A 24,707-nucleotide genomic window follows, 5' to 3' on the forward strand; every position below is an offset into this window, starting at 1 on the left:
GGCCGGAGCCGGGGCATTTCAGAGGAACATGAAATCGTCGGCTACCAGCGATGCCTTGGTGGTGTTCTCGAGGATGATCGTACCGAGATCGTCGCCGCGGTCATTCAGCGTGATCACGACGTTCTTACCGCTTTGGACCGTTACCTTCATTATGTCGTGGAAAGAGTCGAACCCGGGGTTATCCAGGCGCAAGACGATCACATCGCCGAGGCCCTCGCCGGCCTTGAAATCCTTTATCCGGTCCACCCCGACGGCGTTGCGCCCGTATCCGAAGAAGACGAAAGTGTCGAAGCCCGCGCTGCCTCGCAGCGTGTCGTTGCCCGCGCCGCCCGCCAACACGTCGTCACCCTCACCGCCGTTGAGCGTGTCGTTGCCGGCATCGCCGGCGAGCACGTCGTTGCCTTCCATGCCGAAGAGAGTGTCATTGCCGGCGCCGCCGTTCATCAGGTCGAGGGCGGTGCCGCCGAACTTCTTGTCGTCGTTGGCGCTGCCATTGTAACTGAAGAAGGGCGATGCAAGGCTAAGATTAAAGGCCGCATCTCCGAACTCGATCGCCTCGATGGATTTCATCGACAGCTTGCCACCATATTCCTTGTGGGTCAGTTCGTAGCCGGTGGCGGTCTTCACGAGGCGGTAGTCGGTGACCGTTCTTTCGATCGTCACCGCGTCGTCACCAGTGCCGCCATTGACGACGGATTTACCGATGAAGACTTCCGCACTGAACCTGTCGTTGCCAGCCCCGCCTGTTGCAGTCGTCCCGTCGAGAAATCGGATACGGTCGTCGCCATTGCCGCCGTGAATCGTTCCCGGACCCCTGATATACAGGTCATCGTCGCCATCGCCGCCTTCAACCGTCACAAACTTAGTCTCGCCAACGCCGGCGATCGTGATTTTATCATCGCCGTTGCCACCCCTGAAGACGACCGGTCCGGTCGGATAACGCCAATCGATGATGTCGTTGCCATCGCCGCCATCGACGAGCTTGATCGAGCCTTCGCCGATCACATGATCGTGGCCGGCCTTCAGGGAAAGGGTCTGTGGTGCCAGGCCGGATGCGTTCTCCGTGACCACGTAGAAATCGTGCGTCGAGGTGCCTCGCGTGGCCAACGCATTGTTCTTCAGGATGGCAAAGTTGTAGATCGTGTCATCGCCGGAGCCGGGGCCGCCCAGGAACTTGATTTTCTCGACATCGGCCGCGATCATGACGGCGCTTTTGTCCAATTTATTGTCGAGACGCGCGCCCGTGAAGTCAATCCTGGTTCTGACAAGGCTTCCCTCGAACACCATATCGTTGGTGTACAGGTTGGAATGGCCTGAGAGGATGACGGTGTCGGTTCCCGCGCCACCCGTGAAGTAATCAAAGCCGCCTTTGCCATTCAGCGTATCGTTGCCGGCGGTGCCGATGATTTTTTCACTCAGCGCCGTTCCTGTCAGGCTTTCCGTCTGTCGCTTGTAACTGTTGGTGGCTTTCGTCCAGACGATGTCGCGGTCCAGATCGACGATCTGCTCTACGCCGGTGAACTCCGCCCATCGGCTCTTGAGGCCATTGTCGCTAATCGCCCAAATTTCCTTGCCTCCGGCAATCGTCCACCCCGCAACGCCCGCCATGTTGTCCGTGATGTAGAAGACATCCGTGCCGGTTCCGCCATCCACCTTGTAGTAATCGAAGGCGTTCCAATATTCCTTGTCGGCTTCGTAGTCGTGGTAGACGTGCAAGCTTATGAAAAGCCTATCGTTTCCTTCGCCGAGCGAGAAATCGTTTATTTGGCGGGTGTCCCGGTAGGCCGGGAGGAATTTAATATTTCCGATCATCCTGAAGCTGTCATCGATGACATCGTCGCCGGCACCAGTGTCAACGCGGTCGCCGCCATCGCCGCTGCTGATGAGGTCGTTTCCGGCTCCGGTATTGATGGTGTCGTTTCCATCCAGCCCTTTGATGAAATCGATGCCGGATCCGCCGTTAATGGCGTTGGCGGCGTCATTGCCATATTTGAACGTATAGGTCGCCGATCCGACCTGGACGACTTCGACGTCCCTGAGTGAAACTGTCTGGCCAGTGGCAAGATTGATGATCAGCGCCGACTCGTCGTAGTAGGTCGGCAGGCCAACGGCCCACGAGCCTGCCGAAACGGTGACCTTGTCCTGACCTTCCCCGCCATTGACCAAGGTGAAGCCGTTTCCGATCGTGAACGTGTCGTCCCCGAAGCCGCCGCTGAAATAGTCGGGGCCGGTCGAGCCCGTAAATGTGTCGTTTCCCAACAGCCCGAGGTAAAAATCCCCAAGCTTCGTGTCCTTCAGTACGTCTTTTCCGACGGTGCCAAACTTTATCGCCATCCCAGTCCCCATTGTCCTGCTTGTCATCTACAAAAAACAAGGAATAGTTGCAATGGGTGACGCCGAATACCGGCATTGGAAGACGCAACGAATTGAGGAAATCTCTGAACCCTGAGAAATGTGGAGAGGGACTTTCCCTCTCCATATACATGGGCGCTGGCTAGTCCTTCAGTTCCATGAAGCGGATGCGGTTCTGGAAGGGGTCGATGACCGTCACCTCCAGCCGCGAGCCTTCGTCCTCCAGGCCCGGCTTCATGTAGCGGTAGTTCTTGCCGATCAGCTCCTTCTGGAAGGCGCGGATGCCCTTCATGTAGACGACCATGTTGCCGCCCGGCGTGGCATCGCCGGCATGTTCTGACAGGTGCAGGCGCAGCCCGGCGCGGGAGACCTGCGTATAGAGCGGGAAGTTGTCGCCGTAGCGGTGTTCCCAGTCGACCGAAAACCCCAGGAAGCCGAGGTAGAATTCGTGTGCCTTCGCCACGTCGAAGATGCGCACGATCGGCACCGCCTGCTCGAACTCGATGCCGGCAGACGGCGGCTTTGCCTCGATCTTGGCGGACAGGATGTTCCAGGTCTCGACGCCGAACTGGCGGGCGACGATTTCCAGGGATTCGCTGTGGGTGATCTCGATATTGCGGGTGGCAAGCGTTTCCCGCATGGCTTTCGCCATGGCCTTTGCATCGCGATAGTCGCGCATGTCCGTTCCTCATCTCCGGCGAAGTCTTCGTCAGTGCCCGCATTGCCGACGCCTTCGCCCAACGATGAACGGTGGAGAAAGGTTTTTGGGGAGGCGTTCGCCATGCCTTCGGAAAGGCGCGGGTCTGCCGGCCGCCTCCGGCCGTAGGGCTAGACTAGCCGAACGGCGGAGGCGGCGCCAGATCGAAAACTATGGTCAGCGGCCTTCGCGGTACCACGTTGCGGAGAAGGCGAGCAACAGCAGGCCGACCCCGGCAAAGCCGGCAAACAGCGGCAGCGAGTTGATGCCCTTCAGCACCGTCTCGTCCGTCATGCGCAGCGAAAGGCGGTTCTCATCGACGGTGCGGACCTGGCCGGAGACCGGCAGCACCTGCGGCAGTGAGACTGTCTGGCCTTCCGCGTCGACGAGGCGGCGCACGGTGCCCTTCGTGGCGTCGGCAAGCGGTTTCAGCGTTTCCGTCGTCGAGATCGTCGCCTTGAACTCCGGCGCATCGACCGCGCCGACATGCACGAGTGCACTCAGGTCGTCGTTGGTGATTTCGTAGAGGCCGGTTTCCGTCGTCGGGATTTCGGCGCGGTAGAGGCCGGGTTCGGCTTCCGTGAGCGTCACCTGATGCGTTGCGCCGGAGGGCAGCTTGATCGTTGCTTCGCCGGGCGCATCGCCGATCGTCTGGCGGTTGATCTGCAGGGTGCGGCCGAAGGTGCGCGCGGTCAGCGCCTCTTCCTCCAGCGCCGGCTCCTGCATCAGCCAGTGCGCGGTGCGGCGATAGAGCGAGACATGCGGCCCGCCGCCCTCGAAGCCGCGCGCCCACAGCCAGCCCTGGTCGGAGAGCAGCATGGCGACGCGGCCCTTGCCGGCGCGGTTGAGCACGAGCAGCGGCTTGCCGTCATTGGCTTCCATCACGACATTGCCCTGCGGGCGCTGCACATCGACGGTGCGGAACCAGCGGCCCCAGCGTGGCGGTTCTTCACCGGCACCTTCGAGCCCGCGCGTGACGGGATGTTTTTTGCCCTGGTCCGAGAGGCGAGGGTAGAAGGCCGCCTCGTTCATCGCGCCGGTCGGTGTTGCCGGCAGCACGACAGAGAGCGGTGTGCTGGCGATCGAATCGTTGCCCGCATGCTCGGGACCGGCTGCAATGAGCAGCGCGCCGCCATTTTCGACATATTGCGCGATGTTGTCGTAGTAGAGGATCGGCAGCACGCCGCGGTGCTGGTAGCGGTCGAAGATGATCAGGTCGAACTCGTTGATCTTGTCGACGAAAAGCTCGCGGGTCGGGAAGGCGATCAGCGACAGCTCGTTGATCGGTGTGCCATCCTGCTTTTCCGGCGGGCGCAGAATGGTGAAGTGCACGAGGTCGATCGCGGTATCGGACTTCAGCAGGTTGCGCCAGGCGCGCTCCCCCGCATGCGGCTCGCCGGAGACGAGCAGCACGCGCAGGTTCTCGCGGATGCCTTCGATGACATGGACGGCGCGGTTGTTGGCGGTGGTGATCTCGCCTTGGACCGGGTCCACCTCGAATTCGAGGATGTTGTTGCCGCCGCGCGGCACGGTGAAGCCGAGCGGCTGTTCGGTGCCGGGCTGGGCGATCTCCGAGGCGATCTCGTTGCCGTTGAGGCGGACAGTGACGCGCGCCGCCGTCTCGGGGCCGGTGCCGTCGTCCACGACGCGGAATTTCAGCTCCTGCGGCTCGCCGACAATGCCGAAGCGCGGTGCGCTGACGACCTCGATGCGGCGGTCGAACTCATCCTGTCGGCCGGTGACCAGCCCGTGGATCGGGGCTTCGAAGCCGGAGAACGCAGCGGCGTCCGGGATATCGTGCACCTGGCCATCGGTGATGAGGATCGCGCCGCCGACACGCGAGCGCGGCACATCGGCGATCGCGGAATTCAGGGCATCGAAGAGGCGGGTGGACGGCGTGTCGGATGTGCCGTCGTCGCCGGCTTCCACGATGCGGGGCTCGATGCGCGGGTAGCGCGCCAAACGTTCCTTGATGCCTTCCAGTGCTGCATTGGTCTGGGCGGTGCGTTCCTCGTTGTCCTGGCTCTGGCTGCGGTCGACAATGACCGGCACGATGGTCGACAGCGCCTCGCGATCCTCTTGCAGGAAGACCGGATTGGCGAGCGCCAGCACCAGCAGGGCCAAGGCGAGCGCGCGGACGAACGACCCGCGCAGGCCCCGCCAGAAGCCAAGGGCTGCGAGTAGCAGGCCGACGAGACCGATCGCGCCGATGGCGATCCAGGGCAGGAAGGGGGAGAACTGGATGGTCATGTCATTGCCCCAGCCGTTCGAGGAGAGCGGGCACGTGCACCTGGTCCGCCTTGTAGTTGCCGGTGAGCATGTACATCATGATGTTGACGCCGGCGCGGAAGGCGTGGTCGCGCTGCACTTCGTCCGGCGGCACGGTCGGCAAGAGCGCCATGCCGTTCGCATCGACCGCCCAGGCGCCGGCAAAGTCGTTGCCGGTGATCATGATCGGCGAGACGCCATCGCCGGCGCGCGCGGGGCGCGACGGATCTTCCGCGCGGTCAAGCTCCGCCTCGACCCACAGCGGGCTTCCGGCATAGCGACCGGGGAAATTTGCGAGCAGATAGAACGCCTTGGTCAGCACGTGATCGGCCGGCACGGGTTCCAGCGGCGGAATGTCGAGACTGGCGAGGATCGCCTGAAGCCGCTCGGTGTTCGGGCTCGTCGCCGTGTCATTGAGCGAGACGAACTGGTCGCGCGTATCGAAGAGAACGGTGCCGCCGCTGCGCATATAGGCGTCGATGCGGCTGATCGCGGCGCTGGACGGCATGGCGGCGGTCGCGCTCACCGGCCAGTAGATGATCGGGTAGAGCGCGAGTTCGTCCTTGGAGATGTCGACGCCAACCGGCTGGCCGGGCTCCAGCGTGGTGCGATAGGTGAGGAACTCCGTCAGGCCGGCAAGGCCGCGCTCGGAGATATTGTCGACCTCGCTCTCGCCGGTGACGACATAGGCGATGTGCGTCGTGTCGAGCCGGGACAGGATCGTCTCGTCGCCGGGTTTTGCGTCGTCCGCGCGGCTTTCCGATGGCAGCGCCACAAGCGCGCCGGCGAAGAGCGCCAGCAGCACGGCGGCGGTCGCACCACGCTTCGGCATGCCGCGGGCGGCGGCGGCGAAGGCACCGCCGATGAACAGCACGATGGCGCAGTCGGCGATGAGCAGCAGGGCCGCCAGTGTGAAGAGATGCGGTTTCAGCGACCAGGTCTCCCTGCCGGCGAGCGGTTCACGTGAGATCGCGGCGCCCTCGGCCACTGCGAGCGGTCGGATTTCATGGCCCGGCGGGAAAAGGTTATGGGCGACATAGCCGTCTTCCGTTCCGTAGAGGCCGGGTGGGTTGTCGAAGCTGGCGATCTTGCGCGTGCCATCGCCGCTGGCGAGCGGCTTTGCCTCGCCGGTTGCGGCGGCGAGCGTGCCGTTCGCGGTCATCAGGCGGTAGGGCGGCAGGCCCTGGCTCTGTTCGCCATCGCTGGTGGAAACACCGCCGCCGCGCGAGAGCTGCACGGTGCGGCGGAGCATTTCCACGAAATCGCCTGAGAGTGGCAGGTTGGACCAGCCGGTTTCCGCGCTGATATGGAAGAGTACGATGCGGCCGGAGCCGAGCGGGCCGGTCGTCACCAGCGGCGTGCCGTCGGCAAGGCCGGCCCAGGTGCGCTCGGCGAGATCCGGCGTCGGCTCGGCAAGCACCTGGCGCTTGATGAGGATGTTTTCCGGCGCGCGCATGCCGAAGAACGGGCTGTTTTGCGGATAGGCCGCGAGCGGTTGCGGCTCGGACCAGGAAAGCGCGCCGCCAAGCGCGCGTTCGCCCTTGCGCAGGAGCACCGGCACGAGCGGATCATCGGCGGGTGCCGCGGCAAGGCGCGGGCCGGCAAAGCGGATCAGCATGCCGCCGGCTTCGACCCAGCGCTGAACCGCACTCTGCACGTCTTCCGGCAGGCGACCGATATCGGCCATGATCAGCACGGACGGATTCTGTTCGAGAAGTTCGGGCACGGCGACGGAAAGGTCGGCGACGCTCGGCTCGATCAGGTCGGCATAGGGCGCCAGTGCCCGGTTGATATAGTGCAGCGGCGAGAGCAGCGGCTGGCTCGCATCCACCACCTCGCCGGAGAGGAAGGCGACGCGGCGGCGGCGGAATCCGTCGTCGAGCAGGTAGGTGCCGCCGGCATTGGCGAGACCATCGATGGTGATGCGGGCGAAATCGTTGCGCAGTTCGAAGGGGGCGGTGATCGTGCCCGTCGTGGTCGTGCTACCGGCCGCAAAATCCGCCGTGCCGGATGCGATCGGCCGGCCGCGGGAATCGTGGGCGGTGAGCGGCAGGCTGCGTGCCGGGCCGCCATCGAGGCGGGTCAGCGTGACGGAGAGGGCGTCGGCGCCGTTCGTCGCATTGGTGATGGCGACGGCGGAGGCGCCGTCGCTCTGGATCATGCGGAACTCGGCGGGCGAGAGCGCTTGAAGCGCGCCGACCGTATCGTCGGTCTCGCCGCCCGCGATGCCATCGCTGATGAAGGCGATCGTGCCGGGTGCGGTGCCGTCCAGCGCGGTGCGCAGCGACGCGACGGCGGCCGCGCGGTCTGCCGGTAGGGGCCGGGCCTCGGCGGCGGCAAGGCGCGTGCGGGCGGTTGCGGCGTCGACCGGCACGGCATCATGCTGGCGGTCGGCGGTGAGCACGAGCGCAATCGGCACATCGCGGCTTTCGGCATCGTCGATCAGCGTGGAGGCCGTGTCGATGCGGCGCTGCCAGTCGGCGGCGGATGCCCAGCTGTTGTCGATGACAAGCGCCAGCGGACCGCTCGACGCCAGCGTGTTGGTGCGCGGGTTGAACACCGGATCGGCGATGGCGAAGATGACGGCGGCAGCCATCAGCATGCGCAGCAGGGTCAGCCACCAGGGGCTCTGCGCTGGTGTTTCCTCGCGCTTCATGATCGAGGCGAGGATGGCGAAGGGTGGGAAGACCTCGGTGAGTGGCTTCGGCGGCGTCAGGCGCAGCAGCCACCAGATGACCGGCAGCAGCACGAGCGTGGCCAGGACGGCGGGAAAGGCAAAGGCAAACGCGCTCATCGGCCACGGCCTTCCGTCTTCATCGCCGGCATGCCGGAAAGGTACATATGGACCGAAACGAGGGCTTCGGAGGCGAGCCTGTCGGTGCGGTGCGTCACGAAACTCCAGCCGAGATGGCGCAGGCTGTCGGCAAGGTTTTCGCGGCGCGCGATATAGGCGCGGGTATAGTCGTCCTTCAGTGTCTCGGCGCGGCCGGCGGTAAGCTTCAGGCCACTTTCCGGGTCGGTGAACTCGGTACGCCCGCTATAGGGGAAGGTTTCCTCCGCCGGATCGGCGACCTCGACGACGTGGCCGCGCAGGCCCCGACGGGCCAGCGGCCCGAGCCGGTCCATTACGTCTTCGACCGGATCGAGAAAATCGCCGATCAGCACGATATCGCTGTTGCCACGGATCATGCTGGTATCCGGCAGGCCGCCGGTGGTGCCATTGTGCATGAGGGCGGTGGCGAGGCGTTCGGCGGCGTTGCGCGCGGCGATCGGCTCCATGATGCCGGGGCAGCCGATGCGCTCGCCGGAGCGGGCGAGGATTTCGGCGAGCGCCAGCATGAGGACCAATGCGCGGCTTTCCTTCGAGACGGCGCCGAAGGTCGACTTGTACATCATCGAGGGCGAGAGATCGGCCCAGATCCAGACGGTGTGCGCGGCTTCCCATTCGCGATCGCGCACATAGGTGTGGTCGTCGCGGGCGGAGCGGCGCCAGTCGATGCGCGACAGGCTTTCGCCGTCGACATAGGGGCGGAACTGCCAGAAATTCTCGCCAATGCCGCGCTTGCGGCGGCCGTGCCAGCCGGCAATCACCGTGTTGGCGAGGCGCTGCGCCTCCACCATGCAGTCGGGAATGAGGGCCGCACGCGCCTGTGCCCGCGAGAGCACCTCGCGGGTCGAGGTCGGTTGGACGATCTGGCCGACGGACGCCATACGCTTTTCTCCGCTCAGCCGCCCGCCTGCCGGACGAGGCTTGCGATGACGTCACGCACCGACATGCCTTCCGCGCGGGCGCCGAAGGTGAGCGCCATGCGGTGTTGCAGAACGGGTTCGGCGAGCGCCAGCACATCATCGACGGAGGGTGCCAGACGGCCTTCATAGAGCGCACGGGCGCGGGTGCAGAGCATCAGCGCCTGGCCGGCGCGCGGGCCGGGGCCCCAGGCGACATGTTTGTCGGTGTCCTTGACACCATTGCCGGGGCGGGCGGAGCGCACGAGCGACAGGATCGCGTCGAGCACCTTTTCGCTCACCGGCATCTGGCGGATGAGGGTCTGGATTTCGACGAGGCGTTCGGCGGAAATCGCAGCACTTGCATGTGCCTCATGGACGCCGGTGGTTTCCAGCAGGATCTGCCGCTCGGCGGCAAGCTCCGGATAGTCGACATCGACCTGCAAAAGGAAGCGGTCGAGCTGGGCTTCCGGCAGCGGATAGGTACCTTCCTGCTCCAGCGGATTCTGGGTGGCAAGCACGTGGAACGGCTTCGGCAGGTCGTTGGTCTTGCCGGCGACCGTTACGTGATATTCCTGCATGGCCTGAAGGAGGGCGGACTGGGTGCGCGGCGAGGCGCGGTTGATCTCGTCGGCCATCAGGAGCTGGGTGAAGATCGGGCCGGGCACGAAGCGGAAGGAACGCTTGCCGTTTTCGTCCTGGTCCATCACCTCGGAGCCGAGAATATCGGAGGGCATGAGGTCGGGCGTGAACTGGATGCGGCTTGCGGATAGCCCAAGCACGGTGCCCAGCGTGGCGACCAGCTTGGTCTTGGCAAGGCCCGGCACGCCGACGAGCAGCGCATGGCCGCCGGAGAGCACGGCGAGCATGGTCTGCTCGACCACGCTTTCCTGACCGAAGATGACCTTGGCGACTTCGTTGCGGATGATGGCGATATCGGAGAGTGCGCGTTCGGCAGCCGCGATCACCGCTTTTTCGTCCAGGCCTGCCTCGGGGGAATTCTGAACGCCCATGGTCATCTCCAGTACCGGTTTAACTCTTGGCGAATCGTGGCCGTGCCGCATCCGCGCTCTACATAGAAAGCTTATTAGCTCACCCGTGGCTGACAAGCGGCCACGAAATGACTATCTCGTGAGAAAAGGCTGTATCCACCCTTTCTTCTTGAAAAGCAGGGCCTCATGAAAAAACAAAGGCCTCTCGCGGAGATAGGGTTCAACCGGGACGGAACAATGGCAACGGGCGAAATTCGCGAAAGCACCGATGCGGCGGGACTGGCCGCCTTGATATCGCGGGCAGCCGCTGAAACCGGCGGGCGCGGACTGCCGCCGGTCGAGCGCTGGAATCCGCCGTTCTGCGGCGATATCGACATGGAAATCCGCGCCGACGGCACCTGGTTCTATATGGGCACGCCGATCGGCCGCGCACCGCTGGTACGGCTGTTTTCGACGGTGCTGCGCAAGGACGAGGATGGCAAGACCTATCTGGTGACGCCGGTCGAGCGCGTCGGCATCCGCATCGTCGACGCGCCGTTCCTGGCGGTCGAGATGAATGCGAGCGGGGAAGGTAGTGCGCAGACGCTGACCTTCCGCACCAATGTCGGCGATGTGGTGGAGGCAGGGCCTGAGCATCCGCTGCGCTTCGTCATCGCGGGCGAAAACAACGAGCTGAAACCCTATCTTCTTGTGCGCGGCCGGCTGGAGGCGTTGGTTTCGCGGGCGATGATGTATGAACTGGTCGATCTTGGCGAAACCATCGAGATCAATGGTGTGGAGATGTTTGCGGTGCGCTCCGGCGGCATGGTTTTCCCGGTCATGCCGGCTGCCGAGCTGGATGCACTGTCCCGATGAGTTTTCCACCCTATAGTGCTGCAGAATTCCGTCGCCGGGCTATCGCACAGGCGCTGACGCTCGGCGACGAGGCCTGGCGCGAGCATGGCGACAGCCTGCTCAACCCTTCGGTCATTCCCCATATAGAAGGCATGACGCTTCGCGATGCGGCCGTGCTCATCCCGGTCGTCGATGATGGTGAGGAGGCGCGCGTGATCTTCACGCAGCGCACCGCGACCATGCGCAAGCATTCCGGCCAGATTGCCTTTCCGGGCGGGGCAGTGGATGACGAGGACGCGGACGTCGAGACGGCGGCGATGCGCGAGGCGGAGGAGGAGATCAGTCTCGACCGACGCTTCGTCGAGCCGGTCGGCCGTCTGCCGCAGTACAAGGCACTGTCCGGCTTTTCCATCACGCCCGTGCTCGCGGTGGTGCAGCCGGGTTTTGAACTGATCCCGAACCCGGTTGAGGTGGAGACGGTTTTCGACGTGCCGCTGTCCTTCCTCATGGACCCGCGCAATCACGAGCGGGGCAGCGGCGTCTGGCTCGGATCCGAGCGGCACTATTATCGCATGCCCTATGAGGGGCATAACATCTGGGGCATCACCGCCGGCATCGTGCGGGTGATCTATGAAAGGCTTTATGCATGACGTCTGTTTCGGGCGAGGCGTGGTTTTCCGATCCGGCGCTCGTGCGCGTGCTGGCGCTGCTGAACAGCGACGGCGGCGAGGGACGGGTCGCGGGCGGCGCCGTGCGCAACAGCCTGATGGGCCTGCCGGTCGCCGATGTGGATATCGCCACCACGCTCAGGCCCGAAACGGTCGTCGAGCGGGCGAAGGCCGCCGGCATCAAGGCCGTGCCGACGGGCATCGAGCACGGCACGGTGACGCTCGTCATCGATGGAAATCCCTTCGAAGTGACGACACTGCGCCGCGACGTCGCGACGGACGGCCGCCGGGCGGAGGTTGCCTTCGGCACCGACTGGCAGATGGACGCCGAGCGGCGGGATCTGACGATCAATGCGCTCTACGCCACGGCGGATGGCACCGTCATCGATCTCATTAACGGACTGCCGGATATCGAAAGCCGCACGGTGCGTTTCATCGGCGATGCCGGAACGCGCATTGCGGAGGATCATCTGCGCATCCTGCGCTTCTTCCGCTTCTTCGCGCTTTACGGCAGCGGCCGTCCGGATGCGGAAGGCTTGAAGGCCTGCGCGCGGGCGAAGGGCAGTCTCGGAAAACTTTCGGCGGAGCGGGTCTGGTCCGAGACGAGGAAGCTGCTGGCAGCTCCCGATCCGGGCCGGGCACTGCTCTGGATGCGGCAGGCCGGCGTGCTCACCGAAATCCTGCCGGAAACCGAAAAGTGGGGCATTGATGCGATCCCTGCTTTGGTCGACGCGGAAAAGGCGTTCGGCTGGAAGCCGGAAGCGTTGCTGCGGCTCGCCGCCATCGTGCCACCGGATCGCGAGCGGCTGAAGACGCTTGCCGAGCGGCTGCGGCTATCGAAGGCGGAGGCCGCCATCCTCGATTACTGGGCCTCCGCGCCGGAAATTGCGCCGAAACTCGCGGAAACAGCGTTCGAGCGCCTGCTCTATCGCAACGGTCCGGTGGGCCTGGCCATGCGGCTGAAACTGGCGCTTTCCTCGGCGAGAGCCAAAGGCCTTGGCGATACCGAGGCTCTTGCCTTCGCCGGCCTGTGCCAGCGCCTGCTTGCCAAGGTGGAGAAATGGCAGAAACCGTCGTTCCCGCTTACCGGCGCGGATGTGCTGGCCGCCGGTGTCGCCGCCGGGCCGAAGGTCGGTGCGATATTGGGTGCGATCGAAGACGCGTGGGTGGCGGGTAATTTCAATGACGGCCGGGCAAAGCTGCTTGCCCGGCTGGAAGCCCTCGCGAAAGTAGGCTGACGTTTCTAAAGCTGCGGCGTTCCCCCTCATCCGACCCTTCGGGCCACCATCTCCCCGAGGGGAGAAGGGGACGAGATGCGCGGGTGGTTTTACCCATAACCCCGGCGGGGAGAAGGTGCCGGCAGGCGGATGAGGGGGAGCCCCTAAATGATTGACATCAAGCGGCGTCGGCGGCCTTTTCGTCGATGATGCGTTCCTTGATGTGATCGACGGTGCTTTCCCGGATCATCGTTTCGCCGTGGGCGGTGCGCATGTGCTCGACGGCGCGGCGCACGACCTCGGCGTCGTCATTGGCCCGCGTATGCCAGTCGCATCCGGGGACGAGTGAACCGCATTCAAAAAGTCTCATGACCTATCTCCTGTCGTTTCAATGGGACCAGTGTAGCAGATCGGCCCCGATCGGCAAAACCGCGACCGGGCCTGCGGCTGAAAGAGCCGTCGTCGGAAACGGGTGGAGCGACCCGTGGTTCCACCAGGGGGTGGAGTATTCGAGCCGACCGGATGTGCCGTCAGGCGGCGTCTTCGCCTTTTGCCCAGGCGTCGAAGCAGGCGGACGACTGGAATTGTTCCGGTTTCGTGTGATGGTCGGCGAGGTGATAGACCGTGCCGCCGGCAAGCCGCCGCCGGGCTTCCTCGACGAAATAGGCATGCGGTAGGTCCATGCCGCTTTCGGCGCGCATGGTTTCTGCAAAACGATCGAGAAAATCGGCGGATTGCGGGTCGAGGCCCGCTGTCGCCGCATCCTGTGCCGCGAAATTCATGACTGCCTCCTTCGTGGAATCATGCAGGACCACTCTACCACGAAAGCGGTAGGGCCGATAATCACAAGGCGGAGAGTGAGAGAGCTAGCCCGGTCTCAGGGCCAGCGCACCACGGGGGGCAGCGAGGAGAGGATGGAATCGACATTGCCGCCGGTCTTCAGGCCGAAGATCGTGCCGCGATCGTAGAGCAGGTTGAATTCGACATAGCGGCCACGGCGCACGAGCTGTTCGTCGCGGTCCTCCTCCGTCCAGTCCTTGTTGAAGTTCGAGCGCACGATCCGCGGATAGACCATGGCGAAGGCGCGGCCGACGTCCTGTGTGAAGGCGAAGTCGGCGTCCCAGCCACCGAGTTCTTCCGGCGAATGCAGCCAGTCGTAAAAGATGCCGCCGGTGCCGCGTGGCTCGTTGCGGTGCTTCAGGAAGAAATACTCGTCGCACCAGTCCTTGTACCTGGCGTGGTCGGCGACCGGATGGCGGTTGCAGGTGATTTCCATCGCCTTGTGGAAAAGCGCGGTATCGGGATCATCCATCACGCGGCGACGGTCGAGCACCGGCGTCAGGTCCGCTCCGCCGCCGAACCAGTGGCTGGTGGTGACGACCATGCGGGTGTTCATGTGCACGGCCGGCACGTTGGGGTTCACCGGATGGGCGATCAGCGAGATGCCGGAGGCCCAGAAGCGCGGGTCTTCCTCCGCGCCGGGGATCTGACTGCGGAATTCCGGCGAGAACTCGCCATGGACGGTGGAGGTGTGCACGCCGACTTTTTCGAAGACGCGACCGTCCATCATCGACATGCGGCCGCCGCCACCTTCGCCATTGTCGCGCTGCCAGTCCCTGGCGGTGAAACGGCCGGGCTGCTGGTCGGAAAGCGGACCTTCCAGCTCGTCCTCAAGCGCCTCGAAGCTCGCGCAGATCGCATTGCGAAGTTGCTCGAACCAGGCGCGGGCGGCGTCCTTCTTGGCTTCGATGTTGTCGGGCAGGCCTTTCGGCAGGTCTGGTCGTTCCATGGTGCTTCCTGCTGGCGGCGCTGCGCCGCCGAATCGCATTTTCGTCACACTCCTTAACTTTGCGCCTTTTTGCAACCGCGAGGGGACGATCGGCTGGGGAAGGAGGGACTCGCAAAACGGGCTACTCCAGCTTATCTTTACCCCATAGAATGTGCTGCCAGGAGGAAATCTGCATGGCGCGTGTTCCCGGACTGCCCCCTCTTGAAGGGCTCCGGCGCCAGATCGAACGCCACCGCCGCGAAAACCCCGCGCGCGAAGGCCACTTCGTTCGCGAAACCTTCTGCCTCGAGCGGCAGGCGGCGCGGGATAAGGCGCGCGAATGGTTCGACCTCTGGCCCAAGGCTGCCTACTGGACCGAAGTGGAGAGCTGGCGTGCCATGGACGGCGATCGCATCGAGTTCACCATGCGCCGGCTGCCGAGCGCCGACTGACAGCTCATGCCGCCATGGCGATCCGGCGGCTTTCCTGCGTGCGACCGCCATAACCCCAGTTTTCCATCGCGATGTCCCGGATGACGACATAGGTCACCGGATTGAGTTGCGACCCGAGAATTTCTTCCAGCAAAGCGTATCCGGCCTGGATGAAGCGTTCTTTTTCGTCCGGCGTATTGGTTCCCTCGCTGATGAGAATTTCGAAATAGGCGGCCACCGGTAGCCGGCGTGCGCCGACGGTCCAGTTCGGAACCGGCGTTTCTTCGACGAAGACGGCGGTGGCCTCGGCGCGTTTGCCGAGCAGGGTGACGGCAAGACGCGTCGCCTCGTCCTGGATGTGCAGGCGTTCGCTGTCGGTGAGGTTTCGCCCGGCGATGCGGATGTGAAGGAAGGGCATGGTTGTCTCCTGTCTCTGTTGACGGGGTGAGCCTATTGCGCGACTATCATTTTTAAAATTGAGAATTGTTGCAGAAATAGTTTTGGAAAACTGAATGGTTTTGCCGCGAAACTTCGACATGGACGTGCTGCGTACTTTCGTCACCGGGGTGCGGTTCGGCAGCTTCGCCAAGGCGGCGGAGGCGCTGGGGCGCACGCCGCCGGCCGTCAGCCTGCAGCTGAAAAAGCTCGCGGATGTCAGCGGCCAGACGCTGTTCACCAAGCAGGGCAGGGGGCTGGCGCTCACCGATGCCGGCGAGGCGCTTTACGATTATGCGGTGCGCATCCTGGAACTCAACGACGAGGCGATGATGATGCTCGGCTCCAGCCGGGCGCTCGACGGCTGGCTCCGGATCGGCATCCCGCAGGATTTTGCCGAGACCTCGCTGCCGCCGGTGCTCGGCCGGTTTTCGCGTGCGCATCCGAAGCTCAGGGTGGAAGCGCGGGTGGATCGCGGCGCCAAACTGGTGGCGGCGGTGGAGCGCGGCGATCTCGACATGGCCGTCACCTGGGGCGGGCAGCGCAGCGCGCATTGCCAACATATCGCCACGCACCCGATCGTCTGGATTGCTGCTGCCGACTACGAGGTGCCGTCCGAGGAGCCGGTGCAGCTCATCGCTTTCGATCCGCCCTGTTCGTTCCGTGCGGCGGCGGTCGAGGCGCTGTCGTCCACCGGGCGCGAATGGCGGCAGGTTTTTGCCAGTCCTGGCCTTGCCGGGTTGTGGGCGGCGGTCACGGCAGGGCTTGGCGTGACGATCCGCACCACGGCCGGCATGCCGCCGCATTTGCGGTCGCTCGATCCCGAACGGGCCGGGCTGCCGGCGCTCGGCAGCGTCGACCTGATGATGCATACGGCGGAGGCCGTGCCTGCGGCGCCGGTTTCCCGGTTGCGCGATATTCTGCTCGAAATGCTTGTGACGCCATCCTGATACGACCGTGATTGGCAAGTTCGATTGACGCCGGCCCTCAGCACCCCTATCCTACAGCGATCATTATCAACAGAAAGGTGCCGTTGCGGTTCTAAAGCACGGCTCAGAGTCCTTGTTCGAACTCGCGATTGCCGTCTTCCTTATCCTCCTCAACGGGGTGTTTGCCCTTTCCGAACTTTCCATCGTTTCAGCGCGTAAAGCCCGGCTCAAGACCATGGCGGCCCAGGGCTCGCGTGGTGCTGCGTCGGCGCTGAAACTCGCGGAGCATCCCGGAAAGTTCCTCTCCACCGTCCAGATCGGCATCACGCTCATCGGCGTTCTCGCCGGTGCGTTCTCCGGCGCGGCGCTTGGTAGCCGCCTGCGTGACATCCTTTTTGCCGAGGGTGTGCCGGACTGGCTGGCCGATCCGCTCGGCTACGGTATCGTCATCTTCCTCATCACCTATCTGTCGGTCGTCGTGGGCGAGCTGGTGCCGAAGCAGATCGCGCTGCGCAACCCGGAGCGTTTTGCAGCACTCGTGGCGCCGGCCATGTCGCTGCTGTCGAAAGTCGGCGCGCCGGCCGTCTGGATCCTCGATGCCTCGACGCGGCTGATCTTCCGCCTGCTCGGCCAGCATCAGATTGCCGAAAGCGTCGTCACCGACGAAGAGATCAAGACGATCGTCGCCGAGGCTGAAGCTGCCGGCGTGATCGAGGGCGGCGAAAAGCTGATGATCGCGGGCGTCATGCGCTTCAGCGACCGTGCGGCACGTGGCCTCATGACACCGCGCAACGATGTCGACTGGATCGACCTTGGCGATACGGTCGAGGAAATCCACCAATACCTCGTCGAGAGCCAGCATTCCCGTCTGCCGGTTGCCGACGGCGGCCCGGAAACCATTGTCGGCATCGTTCAGAAGCGCGAGCTGCTGTCGGCCCTGCTGTCAGGCCAACCGCTCGATATCCGCTCCTTCGTTCGCGCAGCGCCGATCGTGCCGGATTCGATGGACGCGATGCGCGTGCTCGACAAGCTGCGCAATTCCGAAGTGCCGATGATGCTGGTCCATGACGAATACGGCCACTTCGAAGGCGTCATTACGCCGGCCGACGTGCTGGAAGCGATTGCCGGCGTCTTCCGTGCCGATATCGACGAAGGCGACGACGACCATGCCGTTCAGCGCGAGGATGGCTCCTGGCTGATCGCCGGCGCCATGCCGATCGACGAAATGGCCGATCGCCTTGGACTTTCCCTTCCCGCGCGCCGCAACTACCAGACCGCTGCGGGCCTGGTCATCGAATCGCTGCAGAAATTGCCGAAGACCGGAGAAGTCACGGAAACCCAGGGCTGGCGCTTCGAGGTCGTGGACATGGACGGTCGCCGCGTCGACAAGCTGCTCGCCACGCGTCTGGACTAACAATAAGGATCAGGGCTCGAGCAGTCTCGGGCCCGGTCCTTGTTCGGCAAGCGCATCCCACGGATTGCGCAACGGACATTCTTGCATCGACAGGCAACCGCAGCCGATGCAGCCGTCGAGCTGGTTGCGCAACTTGGTGAGCCGGGCGATTCGCTCGTCGAGCTGGCCGCGCCAGGTTTCCGAGAGTTTTTGCCAGTCCTTCACCGTCAAAGGCCGGTCGTGCGGCAGCACCGAGAGTGCGTCTGCGATTTCCGACAGCGGGATACCGGTGCGCTGCGCCACCTTGATCACCGCCACACGCCGCAGGATGCTGCGCGGATAACGCCGCTGGTTGCCGCGGTTGCGCTGGCTGTGGATCAGCCCTTTCGTCTCATAAAAATGTAGGGTGGACACCGCCACACCGCTACGCTCGGCGACCTCGCCGACGGTGAGTTCCCTGGGCATTGTATTGCTCGGACATTTTTCCATCATGGCTGTTGACCTCAACTTTGGTTGAGGTTTTATACCAGCGGCTCCCTAGTTTTCCAATATGGAGCAAACCGCATGACTGACAGACTGACCATCGCCCTCATCTATGGCAGCGGCCGCGAAGGGCGTTTTGCCGATACGATTGCGGGATGGCTGGAGCCGGAACTTGCCAGGTTTGGCCAGTACACCGTCATCCGCATCGACCCGGCCGAGCTGACCTTCACGCCCGGCGGCCTGGACGAGGCCTCGGCAGAACTCGTCGAAAGCCGGATCTCGCAGGCGGACGCCTTCCTCATCGTGACGCCGGAATACAATCATGCCTACCCAGCCGCGCTGAAGGCGATCATCGATTCGTGCTTCCGGCCGTGGCACGCCAAGCCCATTGCCTTCATCTCCTATGGCGGCGTTTCCGGTGGTTTGCGCGCCGTCGAACAGTTGCGGCTGGTGTTTGCCGAGTTGCATGCGGTGGTGATTCGCGAGACAGTGAGCCTTGCCCACGCCTGGACCCAGTTCGATCCTGTCGGCAATCCCTTCCGCCCCGGCCAGCTCAACGGACAGCTTGTCGTTCTCCTGAACCGCCTCGACTGGTGGGCCAATGCGCTGAAGTCGGCACGCATCACAACACGATACGACGAGGTCGCGGCATGAAGCCAGAATACTATGCGGGGGCGGAAGTCGCCCGCTCTCCGCACGAGGTCCGGCGCAATGCCACGATGCTCTTCATCAGCACGCTCACTATCATGTCCGGGGCGACGATTTCCGCCTCGCTGCCGGGCATTGCCGTGCGGTTTGCCGATGTCGAGAACGTTGCGCTGCTCAGCCGGCTGGTGCTGACGCTGCCTGCGCTGTTCATCGCGCTGTTTTCGCCGGCCGCCGGGTTCCTTGTCGATCGCTTCGGCCGCAAGCCCCTGCTCGTCGCCTCGCTTGCGCTGTTTGCCGTGGCAGGCGCGTCCGGTCTCTTCCTCGATACATTGCCTGGCCTGCTGATCGGTCGCGCGGTGCTCGGCCTTGCTGTCGGCGGCATCATGACGGCGACGACGGCGCTGGTCGGAGACTTCTTCCAGGGGCCGGCGCGGGATCGCTACATGGGCCTGCAACAGGCCTTCGTGGGGATCGGTGGCACGGTCTTTCTGACGGGCGGCGGTTTTTTGGCGGAAATCCACTGGCGCGGGCCGTTCCTCATCTACACCGTGGCGATCCTGCTTCTGCCGGCAGCGCTTGTTTTCCTGCCGGAGCCGCGCCGTACCCGCCCGGCCGAGGTGGTCCAGGGGGAGGGCGGGCTCAGTGGCCGCACGGTGGCGCTGTTGGCCGCGCTGTTCCTCGCCGCCGCGATCAACATGATGGCCTTCTACATGATCCCGACGCAGCTTCCGTTCTATCTCGAATCGCTCGGCTTTGCCGCACCGAGCCTTGCGGGTGTGGCGATCGGGGTGGGCCAGTTCGTCGGGGTGCTGAGTTCGCTCGTCTTCGCGCCCGTGCGCCGGAAGCTTGGCACGATGGGTGTCTTCGGCCTTGGATTCGTCTCCATAGGGCTGTCCTTCCTGCTGCTCTCCGGCGCCACAAGCTATGCCGGCGTGCTGACGGCGCTGGCCGTTTCAGGCATCTGCATGGGCACGATCATGCCGAATTTCACGGCCGCCGCGATGCTGCTGACGCCGCCGAACCTGCGCGGCCGTATCTCGGGCCTGCTTGTGTCGAGCATCTTCACCGGGCAATTCCTGTCACCGATCGTCTCGCAGCCGCTCATCACGGCGTCCGGATTTGGCGGTGCCTATGCGATTGTCGGTGCGGTTGTGCTGGTGCTCGGCATTGCGGCCACGACCATCCGCCTCGCCCGGCCGGGCCATGGCTAGGTCAGGCAAAACCCGTCTGGCGCAACGCCTCGCCGCAGATCATCGCGGCGGAGAGCGCAACGTTGATGGAGCGCTGGCCTTCGACCATGGGAATGAGCACCCGGCCGCCCGCTGTGTCGTGCACGTGGTCTGGCACGCCGGCGCTTTCGCGGCCGAACAGCAGGATGTCGTCCGCCCGGTAGGCGAAGTCGGTGTAATGCTCCGCCGCCTTGGTGGAAGCGAGCACGAGGCGGCGGCCGCTTGCCGACCGCCAGTTTTCGAAGTGCTCCCAGCTCACATGTCGCGTCAGTGCGACAGTGGCGAGGTAGTCCATTCCGGCGCGCTTCAGGTTGCGGTCGGATATGTCGAAGCCCGCCGGCTCGATGATGTCGACCGAGAGGCCAAGGCAGGCGGCGAAACGCAGGATCGTGCCGGTATTGCCGGCAATATCGGGCTGGTAGAGGGCGATGCGGAGGTCGGACATATCGTTTCGCCTAGCCGGGATGTGGCGCTATGGCAACAGAATTGGTCTGAGAGGCGAAATTGCGACAAAGCATCTGGCAAATTGCGTCGTTTCGAGCTAACCAAGGCGCATCTACAACGCGAGAAAAGGGAGGTTCCTGATGCAATTATCGAATCGGCTGCGCCTCCCGGCTGGAATCAAGCCTCGTCTCGCTTAGGCACCTCGCCGCTCAAAATCCCATCGCATCCTGACTTTAAATCGCCGTGTGACGTTTTTTCTCGCCGCGCGGCAATCCTACCGGAATTCCGTTCCTGACAGCGCCCGTTTTGCGCCGTCCGTCCCGGGTCCGTTTTTTCATTACGGAGAAAGCCATGCTCGGCTGGTTCGAAAGACGTTTGAATCCCTATCCCCCCGAGGCGCCTTCGCTGCCGCCGAAGGGTCTTTTTGCCTTCCTATGGCACTATACGAAGCCGGCTGCACCCTGGCTCTTCGTGCTCGGCTTCTGCTCCATGGTGCTCGGCATCGCGGAAGTCCTGCTGTTCCAGTTCCTCGGCAACATCATCGACTGGCTGTCGAACAGCGATCCGAACACGTTCCTTGCCAAGGAAGGCGGTACGCTGATCTGGATGGCGGCGCTGCTGCTCATCGTCATTCCCGTTGTCGGCGGGTTGCACACGATGACCATGCACCAGGCGCTTGCGGGCAATTTCCCGATGATCGCCCGCTGGCAGATGCACCGTTACCTCATCCGCCAGAGCATGACCTTCTTCTCGAACGAGTTCGCCGGACGCGTCTCGACGAAGGTCATGCAGACGTCGCTTGCCGTGCGCGAGACGGTGATGAAGATCATCGACGTGTTCATCTATGTGGTGAGCTATTTCGTCTCGATGATCGCGATCATCGCTTCGGCGGACCTGCGTCTCGTCGTGCCGCTGCTCGTGTGGTTCGCCATCTATGTCTGCATTCTGCGCTACTTCGTGCCGAAGCTCATGGTGATCTCGCGCGAGCAGGCGGATGCGCGCTCGATGATGACGGGCCGTATCGTCGACAGCTACACCAACATCGCGACGGTAAAACTGTTCTCGCATGCTGGCCGGGAAGAAACCTATGCCCGCGACGGCATGGACGAGTTCCTGCAGACCGTGCACCGGCAGATGCGCAAGATCACGCTGTTCAACATCGCGATCGACATCAACAATGTCATCACGATGTTTTCCACGGCGGCGCTCGGCATCTATTTCTGGATGACCGGCGACGTTTCGGTCGGTGCCGTGGCGGTGGCCGTTGGCCTTGCCATGCGCATCAACGGCATGTCGCAATGGGTGATGTGGGAAGTGACCGCGCTGTTTGAGAATATCGGCACGGTCTATGACGGCATGGGCATGATGACCAAGCCGCATGACATCAAGGATGGCCCGCAGGCGCCCGCTCTGTCGGCGGAAAAGGGCGCGATCAGCTTCGATCACGTCCGCTTCCACTACGGCAAGAACAAGGGCGTGATCGAGGACCTGTCGCTGTCGATCGGTGCTGGCGAAAAGGTCGGCCTCGTCGGCCGCTCCGGCGCCGGCAAGACGACGCTGATGAACGTGCTTTTGCGGTTCTACGACCTCGAATCCGGCAAGATCACGATCGATGGTAAGGACATCGCGACGGTCACACAGGACAGCCTGCGCTCGCAGATCGGCGTAGTGACGCAGGATACCTCGCTGCTGCACCGCTCGATCCGCGACAACATCGCCTACGGTAACCCGGACGCGACGGATGCCGAGATCATCGAGGCGGCGAAGCGGGCGAATGCCTGGGATTTCGTCGAAGGCCTGACCGACCAGCAGGGTCGCGCCGGTCTCGATGCCCAGGTCGGTGAACGCGGCGTAAAACTGTCCGGCGGCCAGCGCCAGCGTATCGCGATCGCCCGCGTCTTCCTGAAGGACGCGCCGATCCTGGTGCTGGACGAGGCAACCTCGGCGCTCGACTCGGAAGTCGAGGCAGCGATCCAGGAAAACCTCTTCGCCCTGATGCAGGGCAAGACGGTGATCGCGATCGCCCACCGCCTCTCGACGCTGACGGAGATGGACCGCATCGTCGTGCTCGACAAGGGTCACCTGCACGAGACCGGCACCCACGCCGAACTCGTCGCCAAGGGCGGCATCTACGCCGACCTCTGGACCCGCCAGTCCGGCGGCTTCATTGCCGACGACGCCAACGCGGAAGTGGCGGCGGAGTAAACAGGAGGGCCGGTCTCCAGGACATGGAGACCGGCCTTCACCTTTCCAATCTTTAAGTTGTCCGCCGCCCAAAACCGCCTATATCGGAGGCATGACCTTCCGCACGCTCTTCTCCTGGTTCGAGAACTGGATTCAGCCTTTTGCGCGGCGGGATGATCTGCGGCCGCCGCAGGGACTGTTAGCTTTCATCTGGTTCTATGTCGGGCAGGCCAAGGCGCCGTTTGCGGCGATGCTGGTGCTGGGCGGCATCACGGCGGGCATCGAGGCGGCGACGTTCTGGTTTGTCGGGCGGCTGGTCGATATTCTGGCGACGGTCAAGCCCGGCGACGGATGGAGCGGGCTTGTCGCGACCCACGGGCCGGAACTGCTCGTGATGCTGGGCCTGATCGGTCTGGTGCGCTTCATCGTCACCTTCCTGACGGCGCTGGTCGACCAGCAGGTCATTACGCCCGGCTTCTACAATCTGGTGCGCTGGCAGTCCTATGTGCATGTCGCGCGCCAGTCGCTCTCCTTCTTCCAGAACGATTTTTCCGGCCGCATCGTCACAAAAGTCTGGTCGGCGGGGCAGGCGACGGGCGACGTCATCACGTCCTTCATGGAAAGCATCTGGTTCGTCACGATTTACACGGCCTCGACGCTGGTGCTGCTCGGCCAACTCGACTGGCGGCTTGCGGCGGTGCTTGCCGTCTGGCTTGCGGTTTTTTCCGTGCTGGCGCGCTACTTCGTGCCGCGCATCCGCGAGCATTCGCGCCAGACCGCCGAGGCCGCGTCCATGCTCAGCGGCCGCATGGTCGATGCCTATTCCAACATCCAGACGCTGAAACTCTTCGGGCGCGACGACGCGAACGACCGCTATATGCGGAATGGCTTTGATACCTTCCAAACCACGACGCTCAACTTCACGCGGTTCCTGACCGGCGTGCGTGCTTCCATGGCGTTTGTCTCCGGCCTGATGATCGTGGCCATGGCGGTGCTCTCCATCCATCTCTGGCTCGGCGGTATCGCCAGCTCCGGCGCCGTCGCCTTCACCATGGCGCTGGTGCTCAGGCTCAACTTCCTGCTCAACCGTCTGATGACGCAGCTGAACAGCATCATGCGCAACATCGGCACGATCCAGAATTCTGCCGATCTCATTTCCCAGCCGATCGGCCTCGTCGACAGGCCGGATGCGACCGAAATGAAGGTCGTGCGCCCGGAAATCCGCTTCGAGAATGTCCGCTTCCACTACGGCCGTGCCTCCGGCGTTATCGACAACCTGTCGCTGCCGATCCGGCCGGGCGAGAAGGTCGGAATCGTCGGGCGGTCGGGTGCCGGGAAATCGACGCTGGTCAATCTGCTGCTGCGCTTCTACGACCTCGAAGGCGGCCGCATCCTTGTCGGCGGCGAGGATATTGCCGCCGTCACGCAAGAGAGCCTGCGCGCCAATATCGGCATGGTCAGCCAGGATACGGCGCTGCTGCATCGCTCGATCCGCGACAACATCCTGTTCGGCAATCCGGATGCGAGCGAAACGGAAGTGATCGAGGCGGCGAAGAAGGCTGAGGCGCACGATTTTATCCTCGCACTCGAAGACCTGCGCGGTCGCCGCGGCTACGACGCCCATGTCGGCGAGCGCGGCGTCAAGCTTTCCGGCGGCCAGCGCCAGCGCGTCGCCATCGCCCGCGTCATGTTGAAGGATGCGCCAATCCTGGTGCTCGACGAGGCGACGTCGGCGCTCGATTCCGAAGTCGAGGCGGCGATCCAGTCGAACCTCGAGCGGCTGATGCGCGGCAAGACCGTGCTGGCCATCGCCCACCGCCTCTCCACCATCGCGGCTCTCGACCGCCTGATCGTCATGGATCGCGGGGATATCGTGGAGGAGGGGACCCATGCGGAGCTTGTCGCCAGAGGCGGGCTCTATGCGGATCTCTGGTCGCGTCAGTCGGGCGGTTTCCTCGGGCATGAGGAAGCGGCGCAATAGAGCCGCAAATCGTCGTTTCGCGACTGCC

The 24,707-nt window shown here is 63.9% G+C and carries 22 protein-coding genes; 10 read left to right on the forward strand and 12 right to left on the reverse strand.

Annotated features, from left to right (window positions below; all coding sequences use genetic code 11):
• Positions 1 to 18: 18 nt before the first annotated feature.
• The 6 genes from ACT6VE_RS01200 to ACT6VE_RS01225 form a co-directional block, all read right to left on the reverse strand.
• Entirely contained in the window at positions 19 to 2,334 is a 2,316-nt protein-coding gene (locus tag ACT6VE_RS01200; protein WP_444796802.1) for a calcium-binding protein, read from the reverse strand.
• A 160-nt stretch (positions 2,335 to 2,494) separates the two neighbouring features.
• Positions 2,495 to 3,031, reverse strand: coding sequence for a glyoxalase superfamily protein (locus tag ACT6VE_RS01205; RefSeq protein ID WP_444796803.1), 537 nt, complete (start codon positions 3,029 to 3,031; stop codon positions 2,495 to 2,497).
• Positions 3,032 to 3,226: 195 nt separating this feature from the next.
• A complete protein-coding gene (locus tag ACT6VE_RS01210) occupies positions 3,227 to 5,299 on the reverse strand; it encodes a hypothetical protein (protein WP_444796804.1) in 2,073 nt (690 codons plus the stop codon).
• A 1-nt stretch (position 5,300) separates the two neighbouring features.
• A complete protein-coding gene (locus tag ACT6VE_RS01215; protein WP_444796805.1) occupies positions 5,301 to 8,111 on the reverse strand; it encodes a DUF4159 domain-containing protein in 2,811 nt (936 codons plus the stop codon).
• The gene (locus ACT6VE_RS01220; protein ID WP_444796806.1) at positions 8,108 to 9,028 is read right to left on the reverse strand and encodes a DUF58 domain-containing protein; all 921 of its coding nucleotides are present in this window, start codon (positions 9,026 to 9,028) and stop codon (positions 8,108 to 8,110) included. Before ACT6VE_RS01220 ends, ACT6VE_RS01215 begins: the two co-directional genes overlap by 4 nt.
• 14 nt (positions 9,029 to 9,042) lie before the next feature.
• Entirely contained in the window at positions 9,043 to 10,056 is a 1,014-nt protein-coding gene (locus tag ACT6VE_RS01225) for an AAA family ATPase (RefSeq protein ID WP_444796807.1), read from the reverse strand.
• 216 nt (positions 10,057 to 10,272) lie between these two features.
• On the opposite strand from ACT6VE_RS01225, the gene ACT6VE_RS01230 reads away from it, so the two are divergent.
• The 3 genes from ACT6VE_RS01230 to ACT6VE_RS01240 are packed head-to-tail and all read left to right on the forward strand — an operon-like array spanning position 10,273 to position 12,775.
• On the forward strand, positions 10,273 to 10,890 hold the full coding sequence (locus tag ACT6VE_RS01230; RefSeq protein WP_444796808.1) for a DUF1285 domain-containing protein: 618 nt from the start codon (positions 10,273 to 10,275) through the stop codon (positions 10,888 to 10,890).
• Positions 10,887 to 11,519, forward strand: coding sequence for a CoA pyrophosphatase (locus ACT6VE_RS01235; protein WP_444796809.1), 633 nt, complete (start codon positions 10,887 to 10,889; stop codon positions 11,517 to 11,519). Before ACT6VE_RS01230 ends, ACT6VE_RS01235 begins: the two co-directional genes overlap by 4 nt.
• Complete coding sequence (locus ACT6VE_RS01240) at positions 11,516 to 12,775, forward strand: CCA tRNA nucleotidyltransferase (protein WP_444796810.1); 1,260 nt, start codon at positions 11,516 to 11,518, stop codon at positions 12,773 to 12,775. Before ACT6VE_RS01235 ends, ACT6VE_RS01240 begins: the two co-directional genes overlap by 4 nt.
• Before the next feature lie 157 nt (positions 12,776 to 12,932).
• On the opposite strand, the gene ACT6VE_RS01245 is transcribed toward ACT6VE_RS01240, so the two are convergent.
• The 3 genes from ACT6VE_RS01245 to hemF form a co-directional block, all read right to left on the reverse strand.
• Complete coding sequence (locus ACT6VE_RS01245; RefSeq protein ID WP_444796811.1) at positions 12,933 to 13,124, reverse strand: DUF1059 domain-containing protein; 192 nt, start codon at positions 13,122 to 13,124, stop codon at positions 12,933 to 12,935.
• Between the two features lie 160 nt (positions 13,125 to 13,284).
• Positions 13,285 to 13,536: a hypothetical protein gene (locus tag ACT6VE_RS01250; protein WP_444796812.1), complete on the reverse strand. Its 252-nt coding sequence runs from the start codon at positions 13,534 to 13,536 to the stop codon at positions 13,285 to 13,287.
• A 95-nt stretch (positions 13,537 to 13,631) separates the two neighbouring features.
• Complete coding sequence (hemF, locus tag ACT6VE_RS01255) at positions 13,632 to 14,543, reverse strand: oxygen-dependent coproporphyrinogen oxidase (RefSeq protein ID WP_444796813.1); 912 nt, start codon at positions 14,541 to 14,543, stop codon at positions 13,632 to 13,634.
• A 173-nt stretch (positions 14,544 to 14,716) separates the two neighbouring features.
• On the opposite strand from hemF, the gene ACT6VE_RS01260 reads away from it, so the two are divergent.
• Positions 14,717 to 14,974 (forward strand): hypothetical protein, encoded by a 258-nt coding sequence (locus ACT6VE_RS01260; protein WP_444796814.1) that lies wholly within the window; start codon positions 14,717 to 14,719, stop codon positions 14,972 to 14,974.
• Between the two features lie 4 nt (positions 14,975 to 14,978).
• Here ACT6VE_RS01260 and ACT6VE_RS01265 read toward each other — a convergent pair whose 3' ends face one another.
• A complete protein-coding gene (locus ACT6VE_RS01265; protein ID WP_444796815.1) occupies positions 14,979 to 15,371 on the reverse strand; it encodes a tautomerase family protein in 393 nt (130 codons plus the stop codon).
• A 94-nt stretch (positions 15,372 to 15,465) separates the two neighbouring features.
• On the opposite strand from ACT6VE_RS01265, the gene ACT6VE_RS01270 reads away from it, so the two are divergent.
• Positions 15,466 to 16,338 (forward strand): LysR substrate-binding domain-containing protein, encoded by an 873-nt coding sequence (locus ACT6VE_RS01270; RefSeq protein ID WP_444796816.1) that lies wholly within the window; start codon positions 15,466 to 15,468, stop codon positions 16,336 to 16,338.
• A gap of 112 nt (positions 16,339 to 16,450) precedes the next feature.
• A complete protein-coding gene (locus tag ACT6VE_RS01275; protein ID WP_444796817.1) occupies positions 16,451 to 17,731 on the forward strand; it encodes a hemolysin family protein in 1,281 nt (426 codons plus the stop codon).
• A 9-nt stretch (positions 17,732 to 17,740) separates the two neighbouring features.
• On the opposite strand, the gene soxR is transcribed toward ACT6VE_RS01275, so the two are convergent.
• Entirely contained in the window at positions 17,741 to 18,199 is a 459-nt protein-coding gene (soxR, locus tag ACT6VE_RS01280) for a redox-sensitive transcriptional activator SoxR (RefSeq protein ID WP_444797430.1), read from the reverse strand.
• A 75-nt stretch (positions 18,200 to 18,274) separates the two neighbouring features.
• On the opposite strand from soxR, the gene ACT6VE_RS01285 reads away from it, so the two are divergent.
• Together ACT6VE_RS01285 and ACT6VE_RS01290 are read left to right on the forward strand one after the other, a co-directional pair.
• The gene (locus ACT6VE_RS01285; RefSeq protein WP_444796818.1) at positions 18,275 to 18,847 is read left to right on the forward strand and encodes an NADPH-dependent FMN reductase; all 573 of its coding nucleotides are present in this window, start codon (positions 18,275 to 18,277) and stop codon (positions 18,845 to 18,847) included.
• Positions 18,844 to 20,052: an MFS transporter gene (locus ACT6VE_RS01290; RefSeq protein ID WP_444796819.1), complete on the forward strand. Its 1,209-nt coding sequence runs from the start codon at positions 18,844 to 18,846 to the stop codon at positions 20,050 to 20,052. Before ACT6VE_RS01285 ends, ACT6VE_RS01290 begins: the two co-directional genes overlap by 4 nt.
• A gap of 1 nt (position 20,053) precedes the next feature.
• Here ACT6VE_RS01290 and ACT6VE_RS01295 read toward each other — a convergent pair whose 3' ends face one another.
• Positions 20,054 to 20,515 (reverse strand): tRNA (cytidine(34)-2'-O)-methyltransferase, encoded by a 462-nt coding sequence (locus ACT6VE_RS01295; RefSeq protein ID WP_444796820.1) that lies wholly within the window; start codon positions 20,513 to 20,515, stop codon positions 20,054 to 20,056.
• Between the two features lie 350 nt (positions 20,516 to 20,865).
• Here ACT6VE_RS01295 and ACT6VE_RS01300 point away from each other — a divergent pair, with 350 nt between their 5' ends.
• Positions 20,866 to 22,719 (forward strand): ABC transporter ATP-binding protein, encoded by a 1,854-nt coding sequence (locus ACT6VE_RS01300; protein WP_444796821.1) that lies wholly within the window; start codon positions 20,866 to 20,868, stop codon positions 22,717 to 22,719.
• 91 nt (positions 22,720 to 22,810) lie between these two features.
• The gene (locus ACT6VE_RS01305; protein WP_444796822.1) at positions 22,811 to 24,679 is read left to right on the forward strand and encodes an ABC transporter ATP-binding protein; all 1,869 of its coding nucleotides are present in this window, start codon (positions 22,811 to 22,813) and stop codon (positions 24,677 to 24,679) included.
• The last annotated feature ends 28 nt before the right edge of the window (positions 24,680 to 24,707 follow it).

The organism is Shinella sp. (assembly GCF_052438155.1).
Classification (GTDB): domain Bacteria; phylum Pseudomonadota; class Alphaproteobacteria; order Rhizobiales; family Rhizobiaceae; genus Shinella.

Bases quoted from the DNA above. Each gene is read 5' to 3' on its own strand.
- ACT6VE_RS01200 (WP_444796802.1), bottom strand. From the start codon at position 2,334: ATGGCGATAAAGTTTGGCACCGTCGGAAAAGACGTACTGAAGGACACG.
- ACT6VE_RS01205 (WP_444796803.1), bottom strand. From the start codon at position 3,031: ATGCGCGACTATCGCGATGCAAAGGCCATGGCGAAAGCCATGCGGGAA.
- ACT6VE_RS01210 (WP_444796804.1), bottom strand. From the start codon at position 5,299: ATGACCATCCAGTTCTCCCCCTTCCTGCCCTGGATCGCCATCGGCGCG.
- ACT6VE_RS01215 (WP_444796805.1), bottom strand. From the start codon at position 8,111: ATGAGCGCGTTTGCCTTTGCCTTTCCCGCCGTCCTGGCCACGCTCGTG.
- ACT6VE_RS01220 (WP_444796806.1), bottom strand. From the start codon at position 9,028: ATGGCGTCCGTCGGCCAGATCGTCCAACCGACCTCGACCCGCGAGGTG.
- ACT6VE_RS01225 (WP_444796807.1), bottom strand. From the start codon at position 10,056: ATGGGCGTTCAGAATTCCCCCGAGGCAGGCCTGGACGAAAAAGCGGTG.
- ACT6VE_RS01230 (WP_444796808.1), top strand. From the start codon at position 10,273: ATGGCAACGGGCGAAATTCGCGAAAGCACCGATGCGGCGGGACTGGCC.
- ACT6VE_RS01235 (WP_444796809.1), top strand. From the start codon at position 10,887: ATGAGTTTTCCACCCTATAGTGCTGCAGAATTCCGTCGCCGGGCTATC.
- ACT6VE_RS01240 (WP_444796810.1), top strand. From the start codon at position 11,516: ATGACGTCTGTTTCGGGCGAGGCGTGGTTTTCCGATCCGGCGCTCGTG.
- ACT6VE_RS01245 (WP_444796811.1), bottom strand. From the start codon at position 13,124: ATGAGACTTTTTGAATGCGGTTCACTCGTCCCCGGATGCGACTGGCAT.
- ACT6VE_RS01250 (WP_444796812.1), bottom strand. From the start codon at position 13,536: ATGAATTTCGCGGCACAGGATGCGGCGACAGCGGGCCTCGACCCGCAA.
- hemF (WP_444796813.1), bottom strand. From the start codon at position 14,543: ATGGAACGACCAGACCTGCCGAAAGGCCTGCCCGACAACATCGAAGCC.
- ACT6VE_RS01260 (WP_444796814.1), top strand. From the start codon at position 14,717: ATGGCGCGTGTTCCCGGACTGCCCCCTCTTGAAGGGCTCCGGCGCCAG.
- ACT6VE_RS01265 (WP_444796815.1), bottom strand. From the start codon at position 15,371: ATGCCCTTCCTTCACATCCGCATCGCCGGGCGAAACCTCACCGACAGC.
- ACT6VE_RS01270 (WP_444796816.1), top strand. From the start codon at position 15,466: ATGGTTTTGCCGCGAAACTTCGACATGGACGTGCTGCGTACTTTCGTC.
- soxR (WP_444797430.1), bottom strand. From the start codon at position 18,199: ATGGAAAAATGTCCGAGCAATACAATGCCCAGGGAACTCACCGTCGGC.
- ACT6VE_RS01285 (WP_444796818.1), top strand. From the start codon at position 18,275: ATGACTGACAGACTGACCATCGCCCTCATCTATGGCAGCGGCCGCGAA.
- ACT6VE_RS01290 (WP_444796819.1), top strand. From the start codon at position 18,844: ATGAAGCCAGAATACTATGCGGGGGCGGAAGTCGCCCGCTCTCCGCAC.
- ACT6VE_RS01295 (WP_444796820.1), bottom strand. From the start codon at position 20,515: ATGTCCGACCTCCGCATCGCCCTCTACCAGCCCGATATTGCCGGCAAT.
- ACT6VE_RS01300 (WP_444796821.1), top strand. From the start codon at position 20,866: ATGCTCGGCTGGTTCGAAAGACGTTTGAATCCCTATCCCCCCGAGGCG.
- ACT6VE_RS01305 (WP_444796822.1), top strand. From the start codon at position 22,811: ATGACCTTCCGCACGCTCTTCTCCTGGTTCGAGAACTGGATTCAGCCT.